The sequence below is a fragment of the Treponema sp. R8-4-B8 genome (genome assembly GCF_054786175.1).
This window is the reverse complement of the sequence record NZ_BDHE01000487.1, coordinates 122362-140092: the sequence shown is the minus strand read 5'-3', so window position 1 is coordinate 140092 and position 17731 is coordinate 122362. Positions and strand designations below refer to the sequence as shown.

The following is a 17731-nucleotide window of genomic DNA, read 5'->3' as shown; positions in this document are numbered from 1 at the left end:
GAAACCTTCTAAAAACTTGAATTTTTAGAAGGTTACTTAATAACCGACATTTCATTTTTAGACGCTGGCATCGGCGCCCAAAGTTTTTCCAGTTCGTAAAATTCCCGTACCTCTTGTGTCATCAAATGAATGATTATTAGTCCAATATCTATCAGTCGCCATTCATCGTCCGTATCTTTACGTGAACTGCCAAGTATTTCTATTTTCTTTTCACGGCAAAATTCCTTGATGTGCCTTTCAAGCCCGTCAATATGGGTTTTGCTTGACGCGGTCGCAATTATAAAAAAGTCAGTCCAGTTATTTATTCCGCGCAGATCCAGTACTGAAACATCCTGCCCCTTATGCTCGCGTAAAAGCTCGCTGAAACAAGCAGCCTGTTCGTCAATTTCCTGTGACATATCTTCCATTAAAGTTCCTTCCAATCAATAGGGTAACATCAGCTTTATATTCGATATCCTGAATAACCGTTTCATTTTCCTTTGTTTCGGGCATTATTTCACGGCGGATATTATTGCATTGGATAACGTCTGCAAAAGATTTAACCAGCGTATCATCCGGCGTGCGTTGAATTATTAATGTATTTTCGTAATTACTGCGGTCGGCGTTTCCTATGGAAATTATATCAAAACCAAAACTACGCAGCATTTCCGCAGTTCTTCCGGCAAGACCGTTCACGGCGGTTCCATTTAAAACTTCCACCGTAAGATTACGCTCGATAAAATGCTCTTCAATCTCTCTTGTTAATGTTCCTAATGTTTGACGCACGACTTCTTTTACAAGATTACCGTCCCAATGCGGAATAATAAGCATCTGTCCTGATACTTGCCTCAGATTTCCTCCGACAGATTGAATATTGGTTCTGTCCGTATCTATATTGACAAACTCGTCAAAGAGCAGCGTCATCGCCCTCTGGTTCATGCTTGTCCTAAAAAATGAATGGTACATCTTCGCGGCCTGCGGATTGTTAAGCCTGTCATTCATCTGTATCTGACGGTGCAAATATCCCAAGAAGAAACGCTGCCTTCTAAAAACCGACATTTCACTGTCTTCATGCGGAAGACTGTACGTCGCATAAAGACTTGCCTTGTCGCCGTCAAGAACAGTCATGCCGGAAGGAAACAGAATAATGCCATTATCATCCATGTATGACACAGGCGTAGGAATAAAAATCTCCACTCCTTCCAGAAGGTCTACAATAGAAACAAGATTTTCCTTTGTGATGACAAACGAGAAAGTTATCTCTATCCCTAAAAGTTTTTCAATTTCACTTTGGTAGCTCCCCAGCCTCTGCGGATCATACACCCTGTCAATCCTGTCAACGCGGTTAATTTTCGCTATTAAAAGCCCAAGATCTTCCGGTATGTCAAAAATGGCGGCGCGTTTTGTAACCGGATAATACATCAGCACATAAGTGCTGACGGGCATTTTATCGTTTTCAATTACAAACAGCACATTGATAACGCGGTTAGTGGAAAAAGCGTCTTCAACAGGATTACTGCGGAATACAATTATAGAAATGACAATTCCAGACGCGAGTAAAAGAATTATCATCCCAAGCAATAAAAAAGAAGCGTCGCCTTTTATTAATTTCAATTTTTCCTTTCCTTCAATTTTTTTAACAGCCTTAGCGTATCCTCGGATACCTCCATTCCTTTTGCCTGTACTTTTGCGATGGATTTTTCAAGCACGGCAAAAAGAATGTTATCCAACGTATCTTCCCTGCACATTCTTCTTAGAGCAGGTTCAATATTTCTTGAAGCTTCGGTTTTATCGGCAATAAATATTATCTTAGCCAACGGCCCCATATTTTCGTCGCCCGACGTATGGATTGCCACAGCCTCAAGCACATCTTCATTATGAATGGAGAATTGCTCTCTTAGCAAGACCGCCGCAGCTTTTCCGTGCAAAAGATTTGGTTTGTCCGCTTCAAGAGCGGAAATGTCCATTCTGGCGGTTTTGACAATTTTTAACATCTGTTTGTTATCTATTTGTTTTGCCAAATCGTGGCCAATTCCCGCTAAATAACCTTCCATCGGATCAAGGCCGAAACGGCGGCATAAATCAAAGGCATGGAGGGCAGTGTTTCTTGAATGAAGAAAACGCTCAGTACTGAGGGTTTCCCTTGCCGCCGTCTCAACGCGCTGAATAACGCTGTCAAGAGCGGTTTCTGGGCGTTGAAAAACAGTCTCAGGAGCATGTTTAACGTGTTGAATACCAGTCTTAGGAGCGGTTTTGGAGCGCGAATTACTGTTGTAACCGTATAATTTTCTGTCTGTGATAATAGCGGCTGCCCCTGGGGGAACAAGCCTTTGCCAATCGCCGCTTTCGCTAATCATTTGTCTTATTTCATGCGACGAAACGTCGAGTATTTCGTTTTCGATAGTGATATTAGCAAAGGGGTAATTAACCGCGGTGGAATTGACCCTATGCGCGATGACAATATCCGCTAATTTTAAAATTTTATCGCTCTCGCGCCATTTTGGAAAATCCTCGGCAATATCATCGCCAATAATCAGCGCTGGCTTGCCTGTAGGCAAATACCTTTCTATTATATCTTCCAGAGTGTTTATTGTGTACGAGATTCCTTCCCGCCTTATTTCGCAAATGTCAATTGCAAACCTGTGGTCGCCGACTATTGAAGCGGCAAGCATGTCTATTCTGTCTTTCGCGCTTATTTCCATTCCCTGTGCGTCTAACTTAAACGGGGAACGGTAGGCGGGGATAAAAACTACCCTGTCAAGTTTTAACGCGGCTAGAGCTTTTTCAGCCAGAAAAATATGCCCGTTATGAACAGGGGCAAAACTGCCGCCTAAAATGCCAAGTTTCAATTTTCCTCTCCTTCAAAGACATCTTCAACTTCCACTTCGCCCTCATCAATATTTTCGTCTGTTGTTTCATTTTGCGGGGCGGAAGTAAGACGCAAAAAAGCATTGGCCAGCTCTTTTATTCCGTCGCCTGAAAAAACCGAAATGCCGATAACTTCTTCTGACGGGTACTTTGCCGCAAGCTCCGCAAGTCTGCCTTCAGTTTCAGGCAAGTCGGTTTTTGTTCCAACTAACAGCCGATTTTTTTGAATAAGAGCGGAAGAAAAAGAGCCGAGTTCTTTCAGCAGAATATCAAAAGCGGCAAGGTAGTTTTCGTCAGATAGGTCGATAAGAAAAGCCAATGCGGCAGTGCGCGAAATATGTTTTAAAAACTGAATGCCAAGCCCCGCCCCTTCGGACGCTCCTTCGATAAGGCCGGGAATGTCGGCGATGATTATATCTTTCTCTCCCACAGTTAAAACGCCGAGGTTGGGGATTTTTGTCGTAAAGGGATATGCCGCTATTTTTGGCCTTGCATTTGTAAAACGGTCAAGAAGACTGGATTTGCCGGCATTGGGAAAACCCACAAGACCAATGTCCGCCATTATTTGTAACTCGACTTTTAATTTGACGGTTTGTCCCGGCTTTCCCGGCAATGCTTTTCTTGGCGCCTGATTCACGGAAGACTTAAAGTGAATATTACCCCATCCGCCATTGCCGCCTTTTAAAAAAACAAAGTCTTCTTGATTTTTGGAAAAATCCCTGATAAGTTCGCCTGTCTCTTCTTGGCGGATTAGCGAACCGGGCGGCAATGGGATTACCATGTCCGAACCGTTTGCCCCGTAGCGTCCCCAGTTCTCGCCGTCATGGCCATTCTCTGCTTTAAAAGTGTGTTTGTAGCGCAAGTGGGCAAGAGTGCGCAGGTTTCTTCGGACAGTGAAAACAATGTCCCCTCCCCTGCCTCCGTCCCCGCCAGCCGGTCCGCCCTTTGGGATATATTTTTCCCTGCGGAAAGCCGCGCAACCGTTGCCGCCATTTCCAGAGGAAACTTCTATTGTTGCTTCATCCGCGAATTTTTCCACGCAAGAGGGTTATTGTGCGTCCTGAACTATCGAAGCAAGTTTGCGTCCGCGGCGCTGTGAAAAATTAACTTTCCCGTCCGCAAGTGCAAAAAGCGTATAATCGCCGCCGCAACCGACATTGTCTCCCGGGTGAATTCTTGTTCCCCGCTGACGCGCGATAATTGTCCCCGCTTTTACCAATGTGCCCGCCGATGCTTTAACACCCAGATATTTAGGTTGTGAATCTCTTCCGTTTTTAGCGCCGCTTCCGCCGCGTTTCCGTGCCATATCAATTCCTCCTCAGGTTATGAGAACATCTAAAAACTGAAGCTTTTAAATGTTCTTAATACTAATCTCGCAATTTTTTGGGTATTCCTGAGCGACGGATTTTAATCCTTCTATCAGAAAGACCCCTGTGGCAGAAAGAAAATCTTTTCCCTCCGCCTTATAATCGGCTTCCAGCCACAATTGGCCCTTTTCTGGAGCGCCGAACCTAATTGTTATCCCGTCCTTGTGAGACAGGACGCTTATCGCCGTCCTAAACAAAACCGATACGGCGGCGCAGACAATGTCGCTTCCGGCTTTACCGGCTCCGGCGTGTCCATTAGCCTTACAGGCCCTTAAAACGCCGTCATTGTCCAAAACCGCTTCTATATCGATCAGGCTGATATATCCCCAATTTTAATAATTGAGTACTGCTGCCTGTGTCCCCGCTTCCGCCTGTAATCCTTCTTGGGCTTGTACTTTGAAACAACGATTTTATCGTCTTTCCCGTGGGATTCCACCGTCGCGGACACTTTCGCGCCCTTCACATAGGGGTCGCCAACCTTTACCGAGTCACCAGAAACTAACAGCACAGTCTCGATATCAACAGCTGTCCCCGGCTCAGCGTCAATCAAATCAACCTTGAGCAGATCGCCCGTTTCGGCTCTATACTGCTTTCCTTTAAATTCTACTAAAGCGTACATTTCTTTCTCCAAACGTCAAGTAATACTATTTTTTAGCCTAAATGGGAAAAATAGTCAAGGGGGAATTATCTGAAAAATTTCTCACAAAGAGCACAAAGGAAGAGAAGAACACAAAGAAGAGGGAAAACCGATTAGCAATGAGAAATGAGCAATGTTGTTGTCTGGGGGCTTTGCGTGGGCTTTACGATAAGATTGCGGACATAAACCCCTTATTCCTCTTTGTGATCTTTGTTTCTTCGTGATCTTCGTGTGAAATCTTTGCGAATAAATCTTCCTTACTAAAATTATTATTGAAAATATGAAAAATATAAGATATTCTAGCAGTAAGCGGAAATGGAAGGAAAAAACGAAGGTTGAGACAAATGGCTGATATAAGTCCCGCCGAAGATACAGTTTATCAAAATATCCGCACTGTTCTTGCCGCCGCTCGGCAAAAAGCGTATACCGCCGTTAATACAGCTATGGTCGAAGCCTATTGGGATATAGGGCGGCAAATCATGGAAGCCCAAGGCAATAATCCACGGGCTGAATATGGTTCTCAATTATTAAAATATTTGTCCGACCGTTTGACTGTTGAATTTGGAAAAGGCTTTGAAGAGACAAATTTACGCAAAATGCGGCAGTTTTATCAAACCTTTCCAATTCGAGACGCACTGCGTCTCGAATTAAGCTGGACGCATTACCGGCTTTTAATGAAGGTTGGAAATGAGGTTGAACGTGAATTTTATCTCAAAGAGTGTATCGAATGTAACTGGAGTTCCCGTCAGCTTGAACGGCAAATTACAACTTTTTATTACAAACGGCTCCTTGCCACCCGAAAAGAGGGCAAGGAATCGGTTAAAAATGAGATTCAAAAAACCGAACCAAAAACAGACCCTGACTTTATACTAAAAGACCCCTATATTCTGGAGTTCCTCGACCTAAAAGAAAACAAAGATTACCACGAAAGCGAGCTTGAGCAAGCTCTTATAGACAAACTACAGGAATTCCTTTTGGAGTTAGGCAAAGGGTTTTCATTTGTCGCGCGGCAGAAACGTATAACCATTGAGGGTGATCATTATTATGTCGATTTGGTTTTTTACAATTATCTCTTAAAATGTTTTATTATAATTGATTTGAAAACCGGGAAGCTGTCATATCAGGATATTGGGCAGATTGATTTCTATGTCCGCTATTTTGATGATAAAATCAAGCTTCCAGAAGACAACCCAACATTGGGCATTATTCTGTGCGCCGATAAAAATGAAACTATGGCAAAATACTCTGTTCTTTCCGATAAAGATAATCTCTTTGCCTCAAAATATATGGATTATCTTCCCACGGAAGAAGAACTGAAACAGGAACTGGAACACGAGCGGGCTATTATCGAAAGCAAACTGAAGGAAGCCAATATTGAATGTCATGGGTAAATTAAATTATGGGAATATACAGTATATGACTTTTTATAAACGTCAATAGTCTTGTTAGTTTTCTCCCTAATTCCCCTTTGTGATCTTCTCTTCCTTTGTGTCCTTTGTGAGAAATCTTTGGAATAAATCAAACCCCAGCCAATAAACTGTCAATATTGTAAAGTTCCGGCATTTGGGTATAAAGGGGCTTTCCTTTATTTCCGGGGTCTTCTTTATCCATTTCTACCAAACTTGTGTATAGCTCATTTAACAACTCTGAAAAAACTTTTAAGTTGGAAGAAAAATTACTGACTGCCATTTCCCGCAGAGTTTTATCATGGCCGGGAGGCAGCAGGCTTATTTTGCTTTTAATGGTGGATTTATTACGGGCTACTTCGATAAAACGGGCGCAGGCGGCAATTTGGCGGTACAATTCGTCAAGATTAAATCCTTGATAACGGTACAAATCCATTTTTTCGGTTAGAACTTCTATTAAATCCCATGTGTTTTTATCGACCTGAATTTGCAGTAAAACAGGGCGTAAAAATCTGTTTGCAATATTTGCGCGATAATGCTCACCAATCTGCTCAAGCAGCCTGATTATGTGAGGATCTTTTATCCGATCCAAAAAAAGCCTCCATTTTTTTAATGATACTATTCATAAGACTGATTGACAAGCACATAGCGGGCAAAATACACTTATTTATGCGTTCATTTAAAATCTGCATTTTTTTATTGGCTGTTGTTTTAGTTTCCTGCGGTGATAATAAGACGGCGCAAATTTGGACAGATCGGCCTGAAATCGCCCTTTATAGCGAATTTTTTAATACGGCGCAAGATCAATACAAGGTTGCCGTAAAATACGTTGAATTTCCGGCTATGGAACTCAACAAACAAAACAAGCCGGATATAATAATCGCAAGCTGGCTTAAAAACGCTTCTACGGGAGTAAATTTTAAAACTCTGGATAATTTATTCGGAGCGAAAAAACTTTCAAGAAACATATTCTATCCCCGCCTTTTGGCTATTGGCAGGATAAATAAAAGCCAATATCTATTACCGGTATCATTTAACATTCCGGCGTTGATTTTTTCCAGAAGTAGGGAGCAGTTTTTATCAAATCAATTTACCATCGATTTTGACGAAATAAAAAAATTAAGCAAGGATTTTAACGCCATAAGCCGTGGGGTATATACGCGGATGGGTTTTTCTCCCCTGTGGAATGACAACTTTCTTATTACAACGGCAATTCTTTCCGGCGCTTCATTCCAAGAAGCAAATCCTTTGTCCTGGGATTCTACGGCTTTGGAAAAGTCAATGACTTTTATCAACAACTGGACAAATGAGATAAATACCAGTACTCAGGCTGAAGATGACTTTACTTTTAAATACTTTTTCGAACCGCCGGAAAGACTGATTCAGAATGGACGCATACTTTTCTCTTATATGGAAAGCAGCGAACTTTTTTTACTAAGCGAAGAAAGCAAAAGCCTTCTTGATTTTCGCTGGGTAAAAGAACAAGACAGTATTCCTGTTACGGATGATACGGTTTATTTGGGTATTCCAAAGAGGATTAAATCCCAAAAAGCGGCTGAAGAGTTTATTATTTGGTTTTTCAAGATTGAAAACCAACGCCGCATTTTGGAGTATTCAAGAGTCAACAGAATAAGCGAAAATATCTTTGGTATCTGCGGTGGCTTTTCGGCGCTAAACCTTGTTACAGAACAAATCTACCCTCTTTTCTACCCCGAACTTTTAGGACGAATGCCCCCGTCGGAGTATTTTACGCTCCCAAATGTACTGCCCGCAAACTGGCTAATTATCAAAGAACGCGTGGTAATGCCCTATCTTCGTGACCGCGCCAGAAAGGAACGCCCTAACGATGTCTACCCCCTTGAACGCCGCCTCGCCGACTGGATGAGACTGAACCGTTAGCGACATTTTTTATTAAAAGTCACAAGTATTTATTCCGATATTCATAATAGGAGTTTATTATGAATGTCACAGCGATACCAAGTCACGCGTTCCCCAGCATGGGCTTTGCGATAAGCAGGGCGACAGACGGAAGGATGTCCCTACCCGTCTCTCCTGGAATGATGATTTACTCTCATTTTAAACATGTATCCGGGACTCCCGCCCCTGAAGGCACTCAGGGCGTAAATATCTCCAAGTTAAAAATCCTTGACACCATGATTGAACAGTTATCAAAAATGAAAAACCAGCCCCACGCGAATTTTGGCAACTTAGAAGGAACCGACGAAACCCGAATCAACGCTTTAATAGACCAATACCAAAAGCAAATAAAAGCCACTCAATCCCTGGGAGTCTACGCTCCCGCAGCGCCTGTTACGGGGGCGTTGTTTAATTTGTCTGTTTAAGAATTATTCCCCAAGATTTCTCACAAAGAACACAAAGGAAGAGAAGAACACAAAGAAGAGGGAAAGGGGTTCTTGTTCGTAATCCTATCGTGAAGCCCGCGCATAGACTTAGGACAAAAACCCTGGACCCTCTTCCTTTGTGATCTTTGTCTCTTTGTGATCTTTGTGTGAAATTCTTGGCTAATAAATTGACCTTCTTTTTGAAAATGAAGATAATATACCAGATACAATTTATGACGAAAGACGAAACCTTGCAACAACAAACTGAGGCAAAGGAAATGCAGCGCAGACAAGATAACGAACGTAAAACAATAGCAGCCTTCAAAAATGAATTCCCAAATGAAAAAATAGAACAAGATCACGGTGTGCCAGTTGCATCAAGCAGAGATAGGGAGACAGTCGGTTATAAGAACGAAATTAGAGATGCACTAGTTTTACAAGCGTTAGGAAATTATGTTATTTTAACGCCGGAATTAAGAAGTAACACAGATAAAAAATTCGATGCCTTTGTTAATGGGCTTGCGTATGAATTCAAAAATATACACGGTAACTCTCCAAGAACATTAAGAAAGCGTTTTCTCGAATCCAGAGAACAAGCTGAAAATGTTTTCATAAACCTTGAAAAATCAAAACTGCAAAAACGACAAATAATTGGAATCCTTCGCGGAGTAAGAAACGGAGGAGATTATAAAAAATATAACAAGCACAAGGGCGGCAGGATTATTCTGAAAATAAGGGGTGTAAATCATTTAATTTTTATGAAAGTTGATGACTTGAAGATATAAAAAAACCGGGCGCGACGCGTCCGGCAGGCTGACGAGGGGGGATATTGCTATCCCAGCCTCGCACATCTTGAATATATCGTATTTTAAATGAATAGTCAAGCGTTTTTACCAGAAAAATGTGACATTCTTCTTCCCTCTTCCTTTGTGATCTTTGTCTCTTTGTAAGAAATCTTGGCGAATAAATTACAAATGCCCTTCATCAAGAATGACAACATCCACTCTCCGGTTATTAGCGCGTCCTTCTTCGGTATCATTCGAGGAAACAGGCGCTGTGGCGGCAAAACCGGCGATTTGGAATTTGTTTTCATTTATGCCAAGATCGGCTAGATAACGAAGAACCGCCCTTGAACGTTCTGCGGACAACTGCCAGTTATCTTCCCAGGGGCCGTTTGTGTCAACGGCAGTATCATCGGTGTGACCTTCTATCCTAAATTTTCTGTCGCGTAATTCATAGGAAACAAGATACGTTCCAAGGCGCAACAGTATATCTCTGGTTGCCTCAATATTTATTTGAGCGCTGCCGGGATAAAAAAACGCGTCGCCTGCAAGAGTAATAACAAGGCCGCGCTCATCGTGGGTTACCTTTATTTTATTTGTGCGTATCTCCGGTGAAAAAACGGAGATGGCTTTTCGCATGGCAGTGCCCATAACTCTGCCGCGCTCCATTGAAGGCAGGGACATAATGGTATTGCCTAAATCGGCGTTTTTGCCCGCAGAAATGGTAAACCCGCCCGCCAATGAGCCGATACCGCCCTGACGAACTGAATCGGAAAGCGCGTCCATTTGCGCCTGTGTAACATCATCGGGATTAAAAAGAACGACGAAGAAACAAAGACAGAGAGTAATCATGTCCGAATAGGTATTTAACCACGTACTTGGGGTAGGTTCATCTGCTTTCTTCTTACGCGCCATGCGTTAACCGTCCTTTAATACTTCTTTTTCCATCGCCACACGCGCGACAGGATTAAGGTATGCAAGAAGTTTCATTGCCAAAATACGCGTATTATCACCGGCTTGAATCGAAAGAACGCCTTCGATGATCATTTCCTTCAGACTGGCTTCATCATTATCAAATATGCCAAGTTTACTTGCAAAGGGAATAAAGAATACGTTAGAAAACATAGAACCGTAGAATGTTGTAATAAGAGCAAGAGCCATGTTAGGGCCGATAGACGCTTTGTCATCAAGGTTGCGTAACATACCTACCAATCCCATAACCGTACCTAACATTCCCAACCCGGGTACAAGAGTCGCCCACATGTTAATAAGTTTAATTTTAAATGAATGGCGACCTTGCATCTGGCTTAATTCCAATTCCATAAGATCACGGATAATTGCCTGGTCGGTTCCGTCTACTACAAGACGCAAACCCTTTTTCATAAATTCATCTTCAAGGTCTTCAAGTTCGTCTTCCAAAGCAAGCAAGCCTTCGCGGCGGGCTTTTTCGGAAAACGCAATCATCTTTTGGATGATGCTTGACGTATCAAATACAGGCTGTTTAAAAGCAAGACCGATAGCGGCAAAAATACCCAAGCTGTCTGACAATGAGAACGCTATCATAAGGGCAAAATATGAACCGACAAGAACGAGGAGTAATGAGGGAATATCTATGAAGGCCATTATGCTGTTACCGCTCAATACGATGGAGCCAACAATCATAAACAATGCGCCAAAAGCCCCGATTAGGCTTCCCATATTCATGCCTTTACTCATCTTTTACTCCTGAACAATGTACGGACTTAAGCGCCGCCGATACTCATCAATTCTTTCCAAAACCGTATCTACCTCTTCTTTTACAATATGATTTCTGCCTGACAACATTACCAAAGCAGTATCGGGGCGGATTTCTATACATTCAATCTGATGAGGATTAATGTAATACTCCGTCCCGTCAAGCTTTGTTACTTTTATCATATTTCCTTTTGAGATTAACGGCTAGAGGCGGTTAGGGGCATCTCTATCCCTAACCGTTCCCTATCCGATTCTCTCCTTTACTACCTCTTTAGCGTCAGCAACTCCTGCAGAAGCTGATCTGCCGTTTGAATTGTTTTGGAGTTAGCCTGAAATCCGCGCTGGGTGACAATCATGTCTACAAACTGATCCGCCATGTCAACGTTGGACATTTCCAATGTTCCGGCGGAAATCTTGCCCTTTCCGGCAATTCCCGATGGACCGATATTCGCTAACCCCGAGTTATTGGAAACCCGGAACGTGTTATCACCGGCTTTTTCAAGACCGCCCTGGTTGGGGAAGCTTGCCATTGCCACTTGTCCAATGGTTCTTGTAGTGCCGTTGGTATAAATACCGGTTATAACTCCCGATTGATCTATTTTAAAATTATCAAGATAGCCCATTGTGCGGCCATCCTGCTCTACCGCTTTGGAAGAACTTGATTCTGCGTACTGGGTAAGCGAATTGACGAAGCCGCCGACAGTGCCAAGGTTAAGGACAAATTCCTGCCTGACGGGAGTGCCGTCCGCGTTGGGAGCTGCCGTCTGCACGTCGAACGCCGCGTTCATCTGAACACGCCCCGTCCCGCCTGAAACATTGCCCGCTCCGTCTTCGGCGGAAAGCAACGTGCCGTTATTTGAAAAGTTGACGACAAAAGTTGTAGGCCCACCCGCTGCCGGAGCTTCCGCTCCAAAACCGATTGTCGTATTTGTAGGAGTTTCATTCTGCGGATCGACTGTAACCGCCGCGTTCCAACTGTTGGCTGTCCCCGGTACTCTTGTAAATTGAACCTGCAAAACATGCTTGTCGCCGAATGAATCAAAAATATCGATAGTCGTTGACCATGTCGCGTCTCGTATCTGCGCCCCAGTGGGATTTTCCGGCAGTTCGGGAATGCGCTTGTCAAGGTTACAGGCAAACTGAATCATAGTTGTCGCCTTTGCCGGGTCTTTGCCGCCGACCGGTATTATAAGATCACTAATGGGGCTTGAAACGTCCAATACGCTTGTGCCGTCAACATCTCTCGCCATCCAGCCTTGCACCTTCATTCCGTTTGCGGGATTTACCATAGTGCCATTCATATCAACTGAGAACGCTCCGGCTCTTGTGAACAATTGCGTACCCCCGTCATCAAGAATGAAAAAACCGTTTCCGGTAATGGCAAGGTCAGTCGGATTGTTTGTCGCCTGCAAACTGCCCTGAAGGTGAAGCGTGTCAATTGACGCAATGGACATTCCAAGGCCGACTTCTTTGGGGTTTACGCCGCCGAGGTCTTCTGTGGGACGCGCAGCGCCCTGAAGCTGCTGATACAGAATGTCCTGAAAACCGACCCTATTGCGTTTAAAGCCCGTCGTATTGATATTGGCGATGTTATTGCCAATAACGTCCATTCTGGTCTGGTGGTTCTGAAGTCCGGAAACGCCGGAAAACAATGATCGCATCATAAGTCTACTCTCTCCTTTTCATCCGCAAAAACTTTGATTACATGATTCCAATCATAAAAATTACCGTTCACCAACACCTCAGGTGTTTCCCCCCTGGTAACCGCCTGAACAACGCCGTATACGCTGCGCTCTCCCTCGATTATTTCAACGCTCTTCCCCAACGCGCTTGCAGCCTCGTTCCCCATGAGCATGGAAGTAAGTTTGGAAAAATCTTTCGCCATACCTGTCATTTGTTCCAATGTTGAAAATTGCGCCATCTGCGCGATGAATTCTTTATCTTCCATCGGCGCTGTCGGGTCCTGATACGAAAGTTGGGTGATAAGGATTTTTAAGAAATCGTCTTTACCCAAATTCTGCTGAGGCTGGCGCGTCGGGTTTAAACCGACGTTGTAGTCATGAACATATTTTTCAATCTGGAGTTTTTCATCCGAACTGAACATCGGTCTCATTCCTAATTCCATACATTCTCCTATGCAAACATATTTATTAATCCCGATCCGCGTCTTAAAACGACGTTTATTACGGGCGCTGATTCTTGATCAAAACCGTCTTCATAAAATGACGCGGCTCTTCGCGAAGCGAAAGAATTTTCGTCAAATTCCCGCTCCTGCGTCCCTGACTCATCCGCCGTCAAAGACAAATTCAAGTCGGCGTTATCGTAACCTGAATCTTTAAAAGCCTGCTCCAGAGAGGTAAGCTCTTTACGGAAAGCGTTCAGGGCTTCTTCGCTTTCAACAACGATTCGCCCCGTTATCTTGTTTTCGGTCATTTCAAGGTGTATCTTTACATTTCCCAGAGTTTCAGGATGAAGGGCAAGTTTGATTGTTCCCTCCCCGCCGTCCCTAAGCGCCATTGATGCGTGGCGGACAATATCGCCGTTAAAGTTCTGATGAAGTTCTCTGGCAAACATATTCTCAAGCATATTGGCGGATTTCACTTCCCATGTGTTTTGAGACTGCTTCCCCTGATCCGGCAGACGCAGATCGAGAGTCACTTCATGTACCGTAGTTTGTCCGTGAGAGCGACCTGCCGCTGTTTCTACAATTGAAACTGTCCTCGTCTGCGTTCCGTCGGGAGCCGTATTTGTTCTGTAATCACGGACTTCAACGGTTACTTTATCTTTGCGGGAACGATTGCGGAATTCTTCAAGACGGCCAGGCTGTTCGCGGTTTTCATCGGGCTTGGCAATTACAGTTTCTTTGCCTTCACCTGCCTTGTTTTTGGCGGACACCAGTTCATCGTTTTCAGTTTTTGACGACGCGTTTGTTTTTCTCCTATTATCAGATAATTCCGTCGTTTCGCCGACATTTTGTTTTGCGGCGTCAAACGCTGCGGCTAACTGCGCGGCAGAATCGCCCTGCTCTGTTTCCGCAATGATTGGCGTCAGTTGCAGGGGAATTTCCTCAGCGGGAAGTAATTGTTCCGCGCCATCGATTTGTAACGATAATTCGTTTTCACCTGTAATTTCAGTTTCCAGAGAGCTTGTAAAAAACTGATCGGCTCTTAAAAGCATTTTTTCAAAGTCTTGTGAAACGTCAAGATCGTCAGCCTCAAGATCAACTTCTTCCGTATTCGCGGACAATTCAATCTCGCCGCCCTCGTTAATTTGTCCGGCTGACAACGCGTCAAATCCGGAATCGGATGCAAGCACTTCTACAGGCTGAGTTTTTTGCAGTAACCCGGCAAGGATTTCTGAAAAATTTTGGCGTTCTTCGGTTTCTTCGTTTTCATTGGTTTTAAGCGAATCGTTTACAACGGGGTCTACAGGAACAGGTTCTGTGTAGGTGGTAATGGCTATCACCAACCGGCCTCCTAAAATATTTACCGGAAGGTGATGGAATTACAAGTTGGGTCTGCCTGCCATTTTTCTTTGCAGCTCGGCGGCCCGAACCGGGTCCATCAAGGAGAACCAATAGGAAACAATTGATGATGTTCCCTCGGCTTTGGCTATTTCCTCAGTCTTCCGGAGAACGTCGATAGCGTCCTGGTCATCCAGCTTGGCAATGATGCCCACCGCGTTTTGCGGTGGCATGCCTGTCAGATACCGGGCATTCTGCTCGACATTCCTATCCTTATTTTCGGCATCTAATTGTTGCGCTCTGAGAGATTTTTCACGTTCGTCAAGCGCATTTTGTCGTTCTTCCAATTCCTGCGCCATTTGCGTGATTTCCCCGTAGCGGTTGTCCAAATCCTTATTTTTGGTGTCTATTTCCAAGCGGAGCAAGTCAATCTGTTCAAGCCGAATCGCCAGCCGTTCCGCGTCAAGATTGAGAAATTCCTCTTCTGTCTTTTTTGGCTGTTTTCTGCCCTCTCCGGGCAAGAACGGGATATATTTGTAATAGGGCGCTAGTACGGTTTTTGCGTCAATTAGATTTAAATAATCGAACCATATAATGCCGCCCGCAGAAAGAATAATAATGAGCAGCAATAAGATTATTGCCTTTCCAAACATTTTTGATCTCCCAAATCACTAATATTATATCATAAATTTCGGCAATTTGTAAATATTACTGAAGGGGTTTTATAGAAGAAGAATTTATCACGAAGTACTACACAATGTATGCCCAAAGAATTTAATAGCGAAAAATATTATCACTCTATACAAAAGCCGGACATACGCAAAGCCCTTCCGGTGATTAGTGGCGTGGCGTTTATCGCACTGGCGGCCACCTAAAGGCGGCCTTGCTTTTATTGGGGACTGCGGCATTTTTTGGTGCTCTCAGCGTGCGGCATTAATTAATTTACACCGCTTACGCGGTGCTTTTTGTGGGCTGTGCACGCTTTGGCGTGGCTTGGTAGGCGATCCACGCCAAGATCACCGGCAGAGCTTTGCGTATGCCCGGCTTTTACATATAGTGGTATTTTTTTCAGTATTTTTTGTTTTGGGTATACATCTTCTAGGGCTAATGGGCATTTTATTTCTTCGTGATCTTTGTACCTTTGTGATCTTGGTGTGAAAATTTGGGGGAATGTTCTATTATTTGACCACTGCCCACACCAGGCCGCCGCTAATTACTGCTGTTACTGGGATCGCAGGACAGTGTTTTTATACACCATATCTAGTGTCGCCAATTTTTTGACGACACTATTAGTCTGTAACAACTAAATGTTTACAAAAAGACCTCTCGCAGAGGCGCAGAGGCGCAAAGGTTGTTGTTCGTAGGATCGTCGTTTTTCCTTTAAGATTTGTTGTTAAAATTATATATATTGATCAATAATGAGGCATCGAACAGGAACTTCGCGTCCTTTGCGTCCTCTGCGTCTTTGCGAGAGAAAATTTGAGAATAATGTTTTGTAAAGTTTTAGATGTTACTGACTACTATGAAATTTGGGTGTCAGTTACTCGTGCGCCCACTGTTACTCTTGCTTTACGTAAAAAACTCGATAGTTTGAGCCTTGAAAATACGATAGAAGATAATTGCTTTCGTTATTTGTCTGTAATGCACTCGTCAAGTAGCCATTCCCCTGTGTAATTTGCCCGCTAGTAAAAGCCGTACTGCTCCATTTTGAAAGTACATCTGAAAATGTCTGATTAGTATAGGTGTTAGCAGTATAACCTCTGGAAATCAAATAGGCTCTTATGAGCTCATTATTAGTTTTACCGCTGTAAGTATTTGTCAAGTAGGTATTAGTATCAGAGTTGGTATTATACACTTCTACCGTATAATAATTCGGATTTGTTCCAGTCCGATTTACATAAAAGAACCGATAGTTTGAGCCATAGAAAAACCATAGAATACGACCGCTTCGGTTATTTGTCTGTAATTCCGTCAAGCGGGTAGTCCCCTCTGTAATTTGTCCGCTAGTTAAAGCCGATGCCGCACTGTTCCATTTTAAAAGCACATCTGAAAATGTCTGATTAGTATAGGTGTTAGCTGCAGTATGCCCCCTGGAAATCACATCGGTTCTTATGGCATCATTAATACTACCTGCCCAGTTATCTGTAGAACTGGTATTATACACTTCCACCCGATACCTTCTGTCTGCTAGATTTCCAGTGCCTATTCCAGTTCCTACGTCGGGGTTTATACCACTGTCATCAGCGGTTATCCTTGTATAAATGTGAGTAAAAGTGCCCAAAGTAATATTTAAGGTTTGTCCGTCTGAACTCATGGTGAATGTGCAATTGTACCAAGTCCAACCCGTAGTAACATTAGGGTTAGACGTATTATAAGTAAGCGACTTGGTTTGTCCAGACCATGTTAAATTACCGGTGCTTGTTATATTACGCCACCACTCTCCGCCAATTGAATAATATCCTTTGCTTATCCCATCTAATGCAAGAGGAGAAGTATATGCGCCTATTTTCCTCCAAACGCCTGTACTCCCGCTAACAGTTATTTGTTCACCATCACCGCCATTACTAACACTATGCTCCCAATCTCCTTCAATCGAGTAGTTGGGACTGCCGCCGCCTGTAAAGTTTGCCGTAACGGTTACAGCGTTTGTCGGCATAGTGAATGTGGTGCTTGCGCTGTTTGCGTTTGCCAATGTTGCGCCGCCTGAATTGACTGTCCAGTTTGTAAACGTCTGTCCCGATGGCGCTGTTGCGCTAATGCTTACGGTTGCTCCTGCCGCATAACTGCCGCTTCCGCTTCCGCCGTAGACGGTTACGGGGTAGGTAGTGGGGGTGCTGTCGCTCCCGTCACTGCAAGCCGCCATTGAAAACCCGATTACCGCTACAAGTGCGATAATTGCTATGCTTCGCATAGCTACGAACAGTTTTAATACGTTTTTCATAGAAAACTCCTTATGCTGATATATGAAAAAGCCTTAAAAGGCGTTTTTCCTTTTTAATCAAAAATAAACCCCAAGAATGATAAAAAAGAGGTAATTACCTCTCGTGTTTTGATATACCATACTTTAAGACGGTTTATATCTCTTGTTTTCTTTATTTTGCCGAGCCGAAAGGCGGTTGTCAAGAGGGTTTATAAGGTTAAATCTGTACTATG

General features: G+C 43.6%; 20 protein-coding genes. 4 read left to right on the top strand and 16 right to left on the bottom strand.

Translation table 11 applies throughout. The features are described 5' to 3' along the window. Positions 1-32: 32 nt before the first annotated feature. From rsfS to rplU, 7 genes are read right to left on the bottom strand one after another with little or no spacing between them, the layout of a single operon-like run. A complete protein-coding gene (gene rsfS, locus ACYVRA_RS13840; protein ID WP_461253308.1) occupies positions 33-407 on the bottom strand; it encodes a ribosome silencing factor in 375 nt (124 codons plus the stop codon). After that, complete coding sequence (locus ACYVRA_RS13835) at positions 382-1593, bottom strand: LCP family protein (protein WP_461253307.1); 1212 nt, start codon at positions 1591-1593, stop codon at positions 382-384. The genes rsfS and ACYVRA_RS13835 overlap by 26 nt, the downstream gene beginning before the upstream one ends. Next, positions 1590-2828 carry a nicotinate (nicotinamide) nucleotide adenylyltransferase gene (gene nadD / locus ACYVRA_RS13830; protein WP_461253306.1) on the bottom strand — a complete coding sequence of 413 codons (1239 nt, stop codon included), beginning with the start codon at positions 2826-2828 and terminating at the stop codon, positions 1590-1592. The genes ACYVRA_RS13835 and nadD overlap by 4 nt, the downstream gene beginning before the upstream one ends. Beyond that, positions 2825-3886, bottom strand: a complete 1062-nt coding sequence (obgE, locus tag ACYVRA_RS13825) for a GTPase ObgE (protein ID WP_461253305.1) — start codon at positions 3884-3886, stop codon at positions 2825-2827. The genes nadD and obgE overlap by 4 nt, the downstream gene beginning before the upstream one ends. A 9-nt stretch (positions 3887-3895) precedes the next feature. Continuing rightward, positions 3896-4153, bottom strand: coding sequence for a 50S ribosomal protein L27 (rpmA, locus tag ACYVRA_RS13820; protein ID WP_461253304.1), 258 nt, complete (start codon positions 4151-4153; stop codon positions 3896-3898). A gap of 45 nt (positions 4154-4198) precedes the next feature. Further along, positions 4199-4507, bottom strand: a complete 309-nt coding sequence (locus tag ACYVRA_RS13815; RefSeq protein ID WP_461253303.1) for a ribosomal-processing cysteine protease Prp — start codon at positions 4505-4507, stop codon at positions 4199-4201. 17 nt (positions 4508-4524) lie between these two features. Continuing rightward, positions 4525-4833 carry a 50S ribosomal protein L21 gene (rplU, locus tag ACYVRA_RS13810; protein ID WP_461253302.1) on the bottom strand — a complete coding sequence of 103 codons (309 nt, stop codon included), beginning with the start codon at positions 4831-4833 and terminating at the stop codon, positions 4525-4527. Between the two features lie 362 nt (positions 4834-5195). Between rplU and ACYVRA_RS13805 the strand changes: the two genes are divergently transcribed. Further along, positions 5196-6242 carry a PDDEXK nuclease domain-containing protein gene (locus ACYVRA_RS13805; RefSeq protein ID WP_461253301.1) on the top strand — a complete coding sequence of 349 codons (1047 nt, stop codon included), beginning with the start codon at positions 5196-5198 and terminating at the stop codon, positions 6240-6242. A gap of 127 nt (positions 6243-6369) precedes the next feature. Here the strand turns inward: ACYVRA_RS13805 and ACYVRA_RS13800 are convergent, their stop codons facing one another. Next, positions 6370-6849 (bottom strand): hypothetical protein, encoded by a 480-nt coding sequence (locus ACYVRA_RS13800; protein ID WP_461253300.1) that lies wholly within the window; start codon positions 6847-6849, stop codon positions 6370-6372. 77 nt (positions 6850-6926) lie between these two features. Here ACYVRA_RS13800 and ACYVRA_RS13795 point away from each other — a divergent pair, with 77 nt between their 5' ends. The 3 genes from ACYVRA_RS13795 (at position 6927) to ACYVRA_RS13785 (ending at position 9384) form a co-directional block, all read left to right on the top strand. Then, on the top strand, positions 6927-8156 hold the full coding sequence (locus ACYVRA_RS13795; RefSeq protein WP_461253299.1) for a hypothetical protein: 1230 nt from the start codon (positions 6927-6929) through the stop codon (positions 8154-8156). Positions 8157-8215: 59 nt separating this feature from the next. Continuing rightward, a complete protein-coding gene (locus ACYVRA_RS13790) occupies positions 8216-8599 on the top strand; it encodes a hypothetical protein (RefSeq protein ID WP_461253298.1) in 384 nt (127 codons plus the stop codon). Between the two features lie 233 nt (positions 8600-8832). Beyond that, on the top strand, positions 8833-9384 hold the full coding sequence (locus tag ACYVRA_RS13785; protein WP_461253297.1) for a CdiA C-terminal domain-containing protein: 552 nt from the start codon (positions 8833-8835) through the stop codon (positions 9382-9384). A 183-nt stretch (positions 9385-9567) separates the two neighbouring features. Here ACYVRA_RS13785 and ACYVRA_RS13780 read toward each other — a convergent pair whose 3' ends face one another. The 8 genes from ACYVRA_RS13780 to ACYVRA_RS13745 form a co-directional block, all read right to left on the bottom strand. Then, positions 9568-10296 (bottom strand): OmpA family protein, encoded by a 729-nt coding sequence (locus ACYVRA_RS13780; RefSeq protein ID WP_461253296.1) that lies wholly within the window; start codon positions 10294-10296, stop codon positions 9568-9570. Between the two features lie 3 nt (positions 10297-10299). After that, positions 10300-11097 (bottom strand): motility protein A, encoded by a 798-nt coding sequence (locus tag ACYVRA_RS13775; RefSeq protein WP_461253295.1) that lies wholly within the window; start codon positions 11095-11097, stop codon positions 10300-10302. A 3-nt stretch (positions 11098-11100) separates the two neighbouring features. Then, positions 11101-11298 carry a flagellar FlbD family protein gene (locus ACYVRA_RS13770; RefSeq protein WP_461253294.1) on the bottom strand — a complete coding sequence of 66 codons (198 nt, stop codon included), beginning with the start codon at positions 11296-11298 and terminating at the stop codon, positions 11101-11103. Positions 11299-11378: 80 nt separating this feature from the next. Then, positions 11379-12779: a flagellar hook protein FlgE gene (gene flgE / locus ACYVRA_RS13765; RefSeq protein WP_461253293.1), complete on the bottom strand. Its 1401-nt coding sequence runs from the start codon at positions 12777-12779 to the stop codon at positions 11379-11381. Continuing rightward, positions 12776-13240, bottom strand: coding sequence for a flagellar hook assembly protein FlgD (flgD, locus tag ACYVRA_RS13760; RefSeq protein ID WP_461253292.1), 465 nt, complete (start codon positions 13238-13240; stop codon positions 12776-12778). The genes flgE and flgD overlap by 4 nt, the downstream gene beginning before the upstream one ends. Positions 13241-13248: 8 nt before the next feature. Then, positions 13249-14580: a flagellar hook-length control protein FliK gene (locus ACYVRA_RS13755; protein ID WP_461253463.1), complete on the bottom strand. Its 1332-nt coding sequence runs from the start codon at positions 14578-14580 to the stop codon at positions 13249-13251. A gap of 39 nt (positions 14581-14619) precedes the next feature. After that, a complete protein-coding gene (locus ACYVRA_RS13750; protein ID WP_461253291.1) occupies positions 14620-15231 on the bottom strand; it encodes a periplasmic-type flagellar collar protein FlbB in 612 nt (203 codons plus the stop codon). Between the two features lie 905 nt (positions 15232-16136). Continuing rightward, positions 16137-17519 carry an InlB B-repeat-containing protein gene (locus ACYVRA_RS13745; RefSeq protein ID WP_461253290.1) on the bottom strand — a complete coding sequence of 461 codons (1383 nt, stop codon included), beginning with the start codon at positions 17517-17519 and terminating at the stop codon, positions 16137-16139. Positions 17520-17731 lie beyond the last annotated feature (212 nt).

Coding starts and splice junctions, on each gene's coding strand:
- rpmA (WP_461253304.1), bottom strand. CDS start 4,153: ATGGCACGGAAACGCGGCGGAAGCGGCGCTAAAAACGGAAGAGATTCA.
- rsfS (WP_461253308.1), bottom strand. CDS start 407: ATGGAAGATATGTCACAGGAAATTGACGAACAGGCTGCTTGTTTCAGC.
- ACYVRA_RS13780 (WP_461253296.1), bottom strand. CDS start 10,296: ATGGCGCGTAAGAAGAAAGCAGATGAACCTACCCCAAGTACGTGGTTA.
- ACYVRA_RS13775 (WP_461253295.1), bottom strand. CDS start 11,097: ATGAGTAAAGGCATGAATATGGGAAGCCTAATCGGGGCTTTTGGCGCA.
- ACYVRA_RS13785 (WP_461253297.1), top strand. CDS start 8,833: ATGACGAAAGACGAAACCTTGCAACAACAAACTGAGGCAAAGGAAATG.
- ACYVRA_RS13795 (WP_461253299.1), top strand. CDS start 6,927: ATGCGTTCATTTAAAATCTGCATTTTTTTATTGGCTGTTGTTTTAGTT.
- flgE (WP_461253293.1), bottom strand. CDS start 12,779: ATGATGCGATCATTGTTTTCCGGCGTTTCCGGACTTCAGAACCACCAG.
- ACYVRA_RS13745 (WP_461253290.1), bottom strand. CDS start 17,519: ATGAAAAACGTATTAAAACTGTTCGTAGCTATGCGAAGCATAGCAATT.
- rplU (WP_461253302.1), bottom strand. CDS start 4,833: ATGTACGCTTTAGTAGAATTTAAAGGAAAGCAGTATAGAGCCGAAACG.
- ACYVRA_RS13790 (WP_461253298.1), top strand. CDS start 8,216: ATGAATGTCACAGCGATACCAAGTCACGCGTTCCCCAGCATGGGCTTT.
- ACYVRA_RS13805 (WP_461253301.1), top strand. CDS start 5,196: ATGGCTGATATAAGTCCCGCCGAAGATACAGTTTATCAAAATATCCGC.
- ACYVRA_RS13770 (WP_461253294.1), bottom strand. CDS start 11,298: ATGATAAAAGTAACAAAGCTTGACGGGACGGAGTATTACATTAATCCT.
- flgD (WP_461253292.1), bottom strand. CDS start 13,240: ATGGAATTAGGAATGAGACCGATGTTCAGTTCGGATGAAAAACTCCAG.
- ACYVRA_RS13750 (WP_461253291.1), bottom strand. CDS start 15,231: ATGTTTGGAAAGGCAATAATCTTATTGCTGCTCATTATTATTCTTTCT.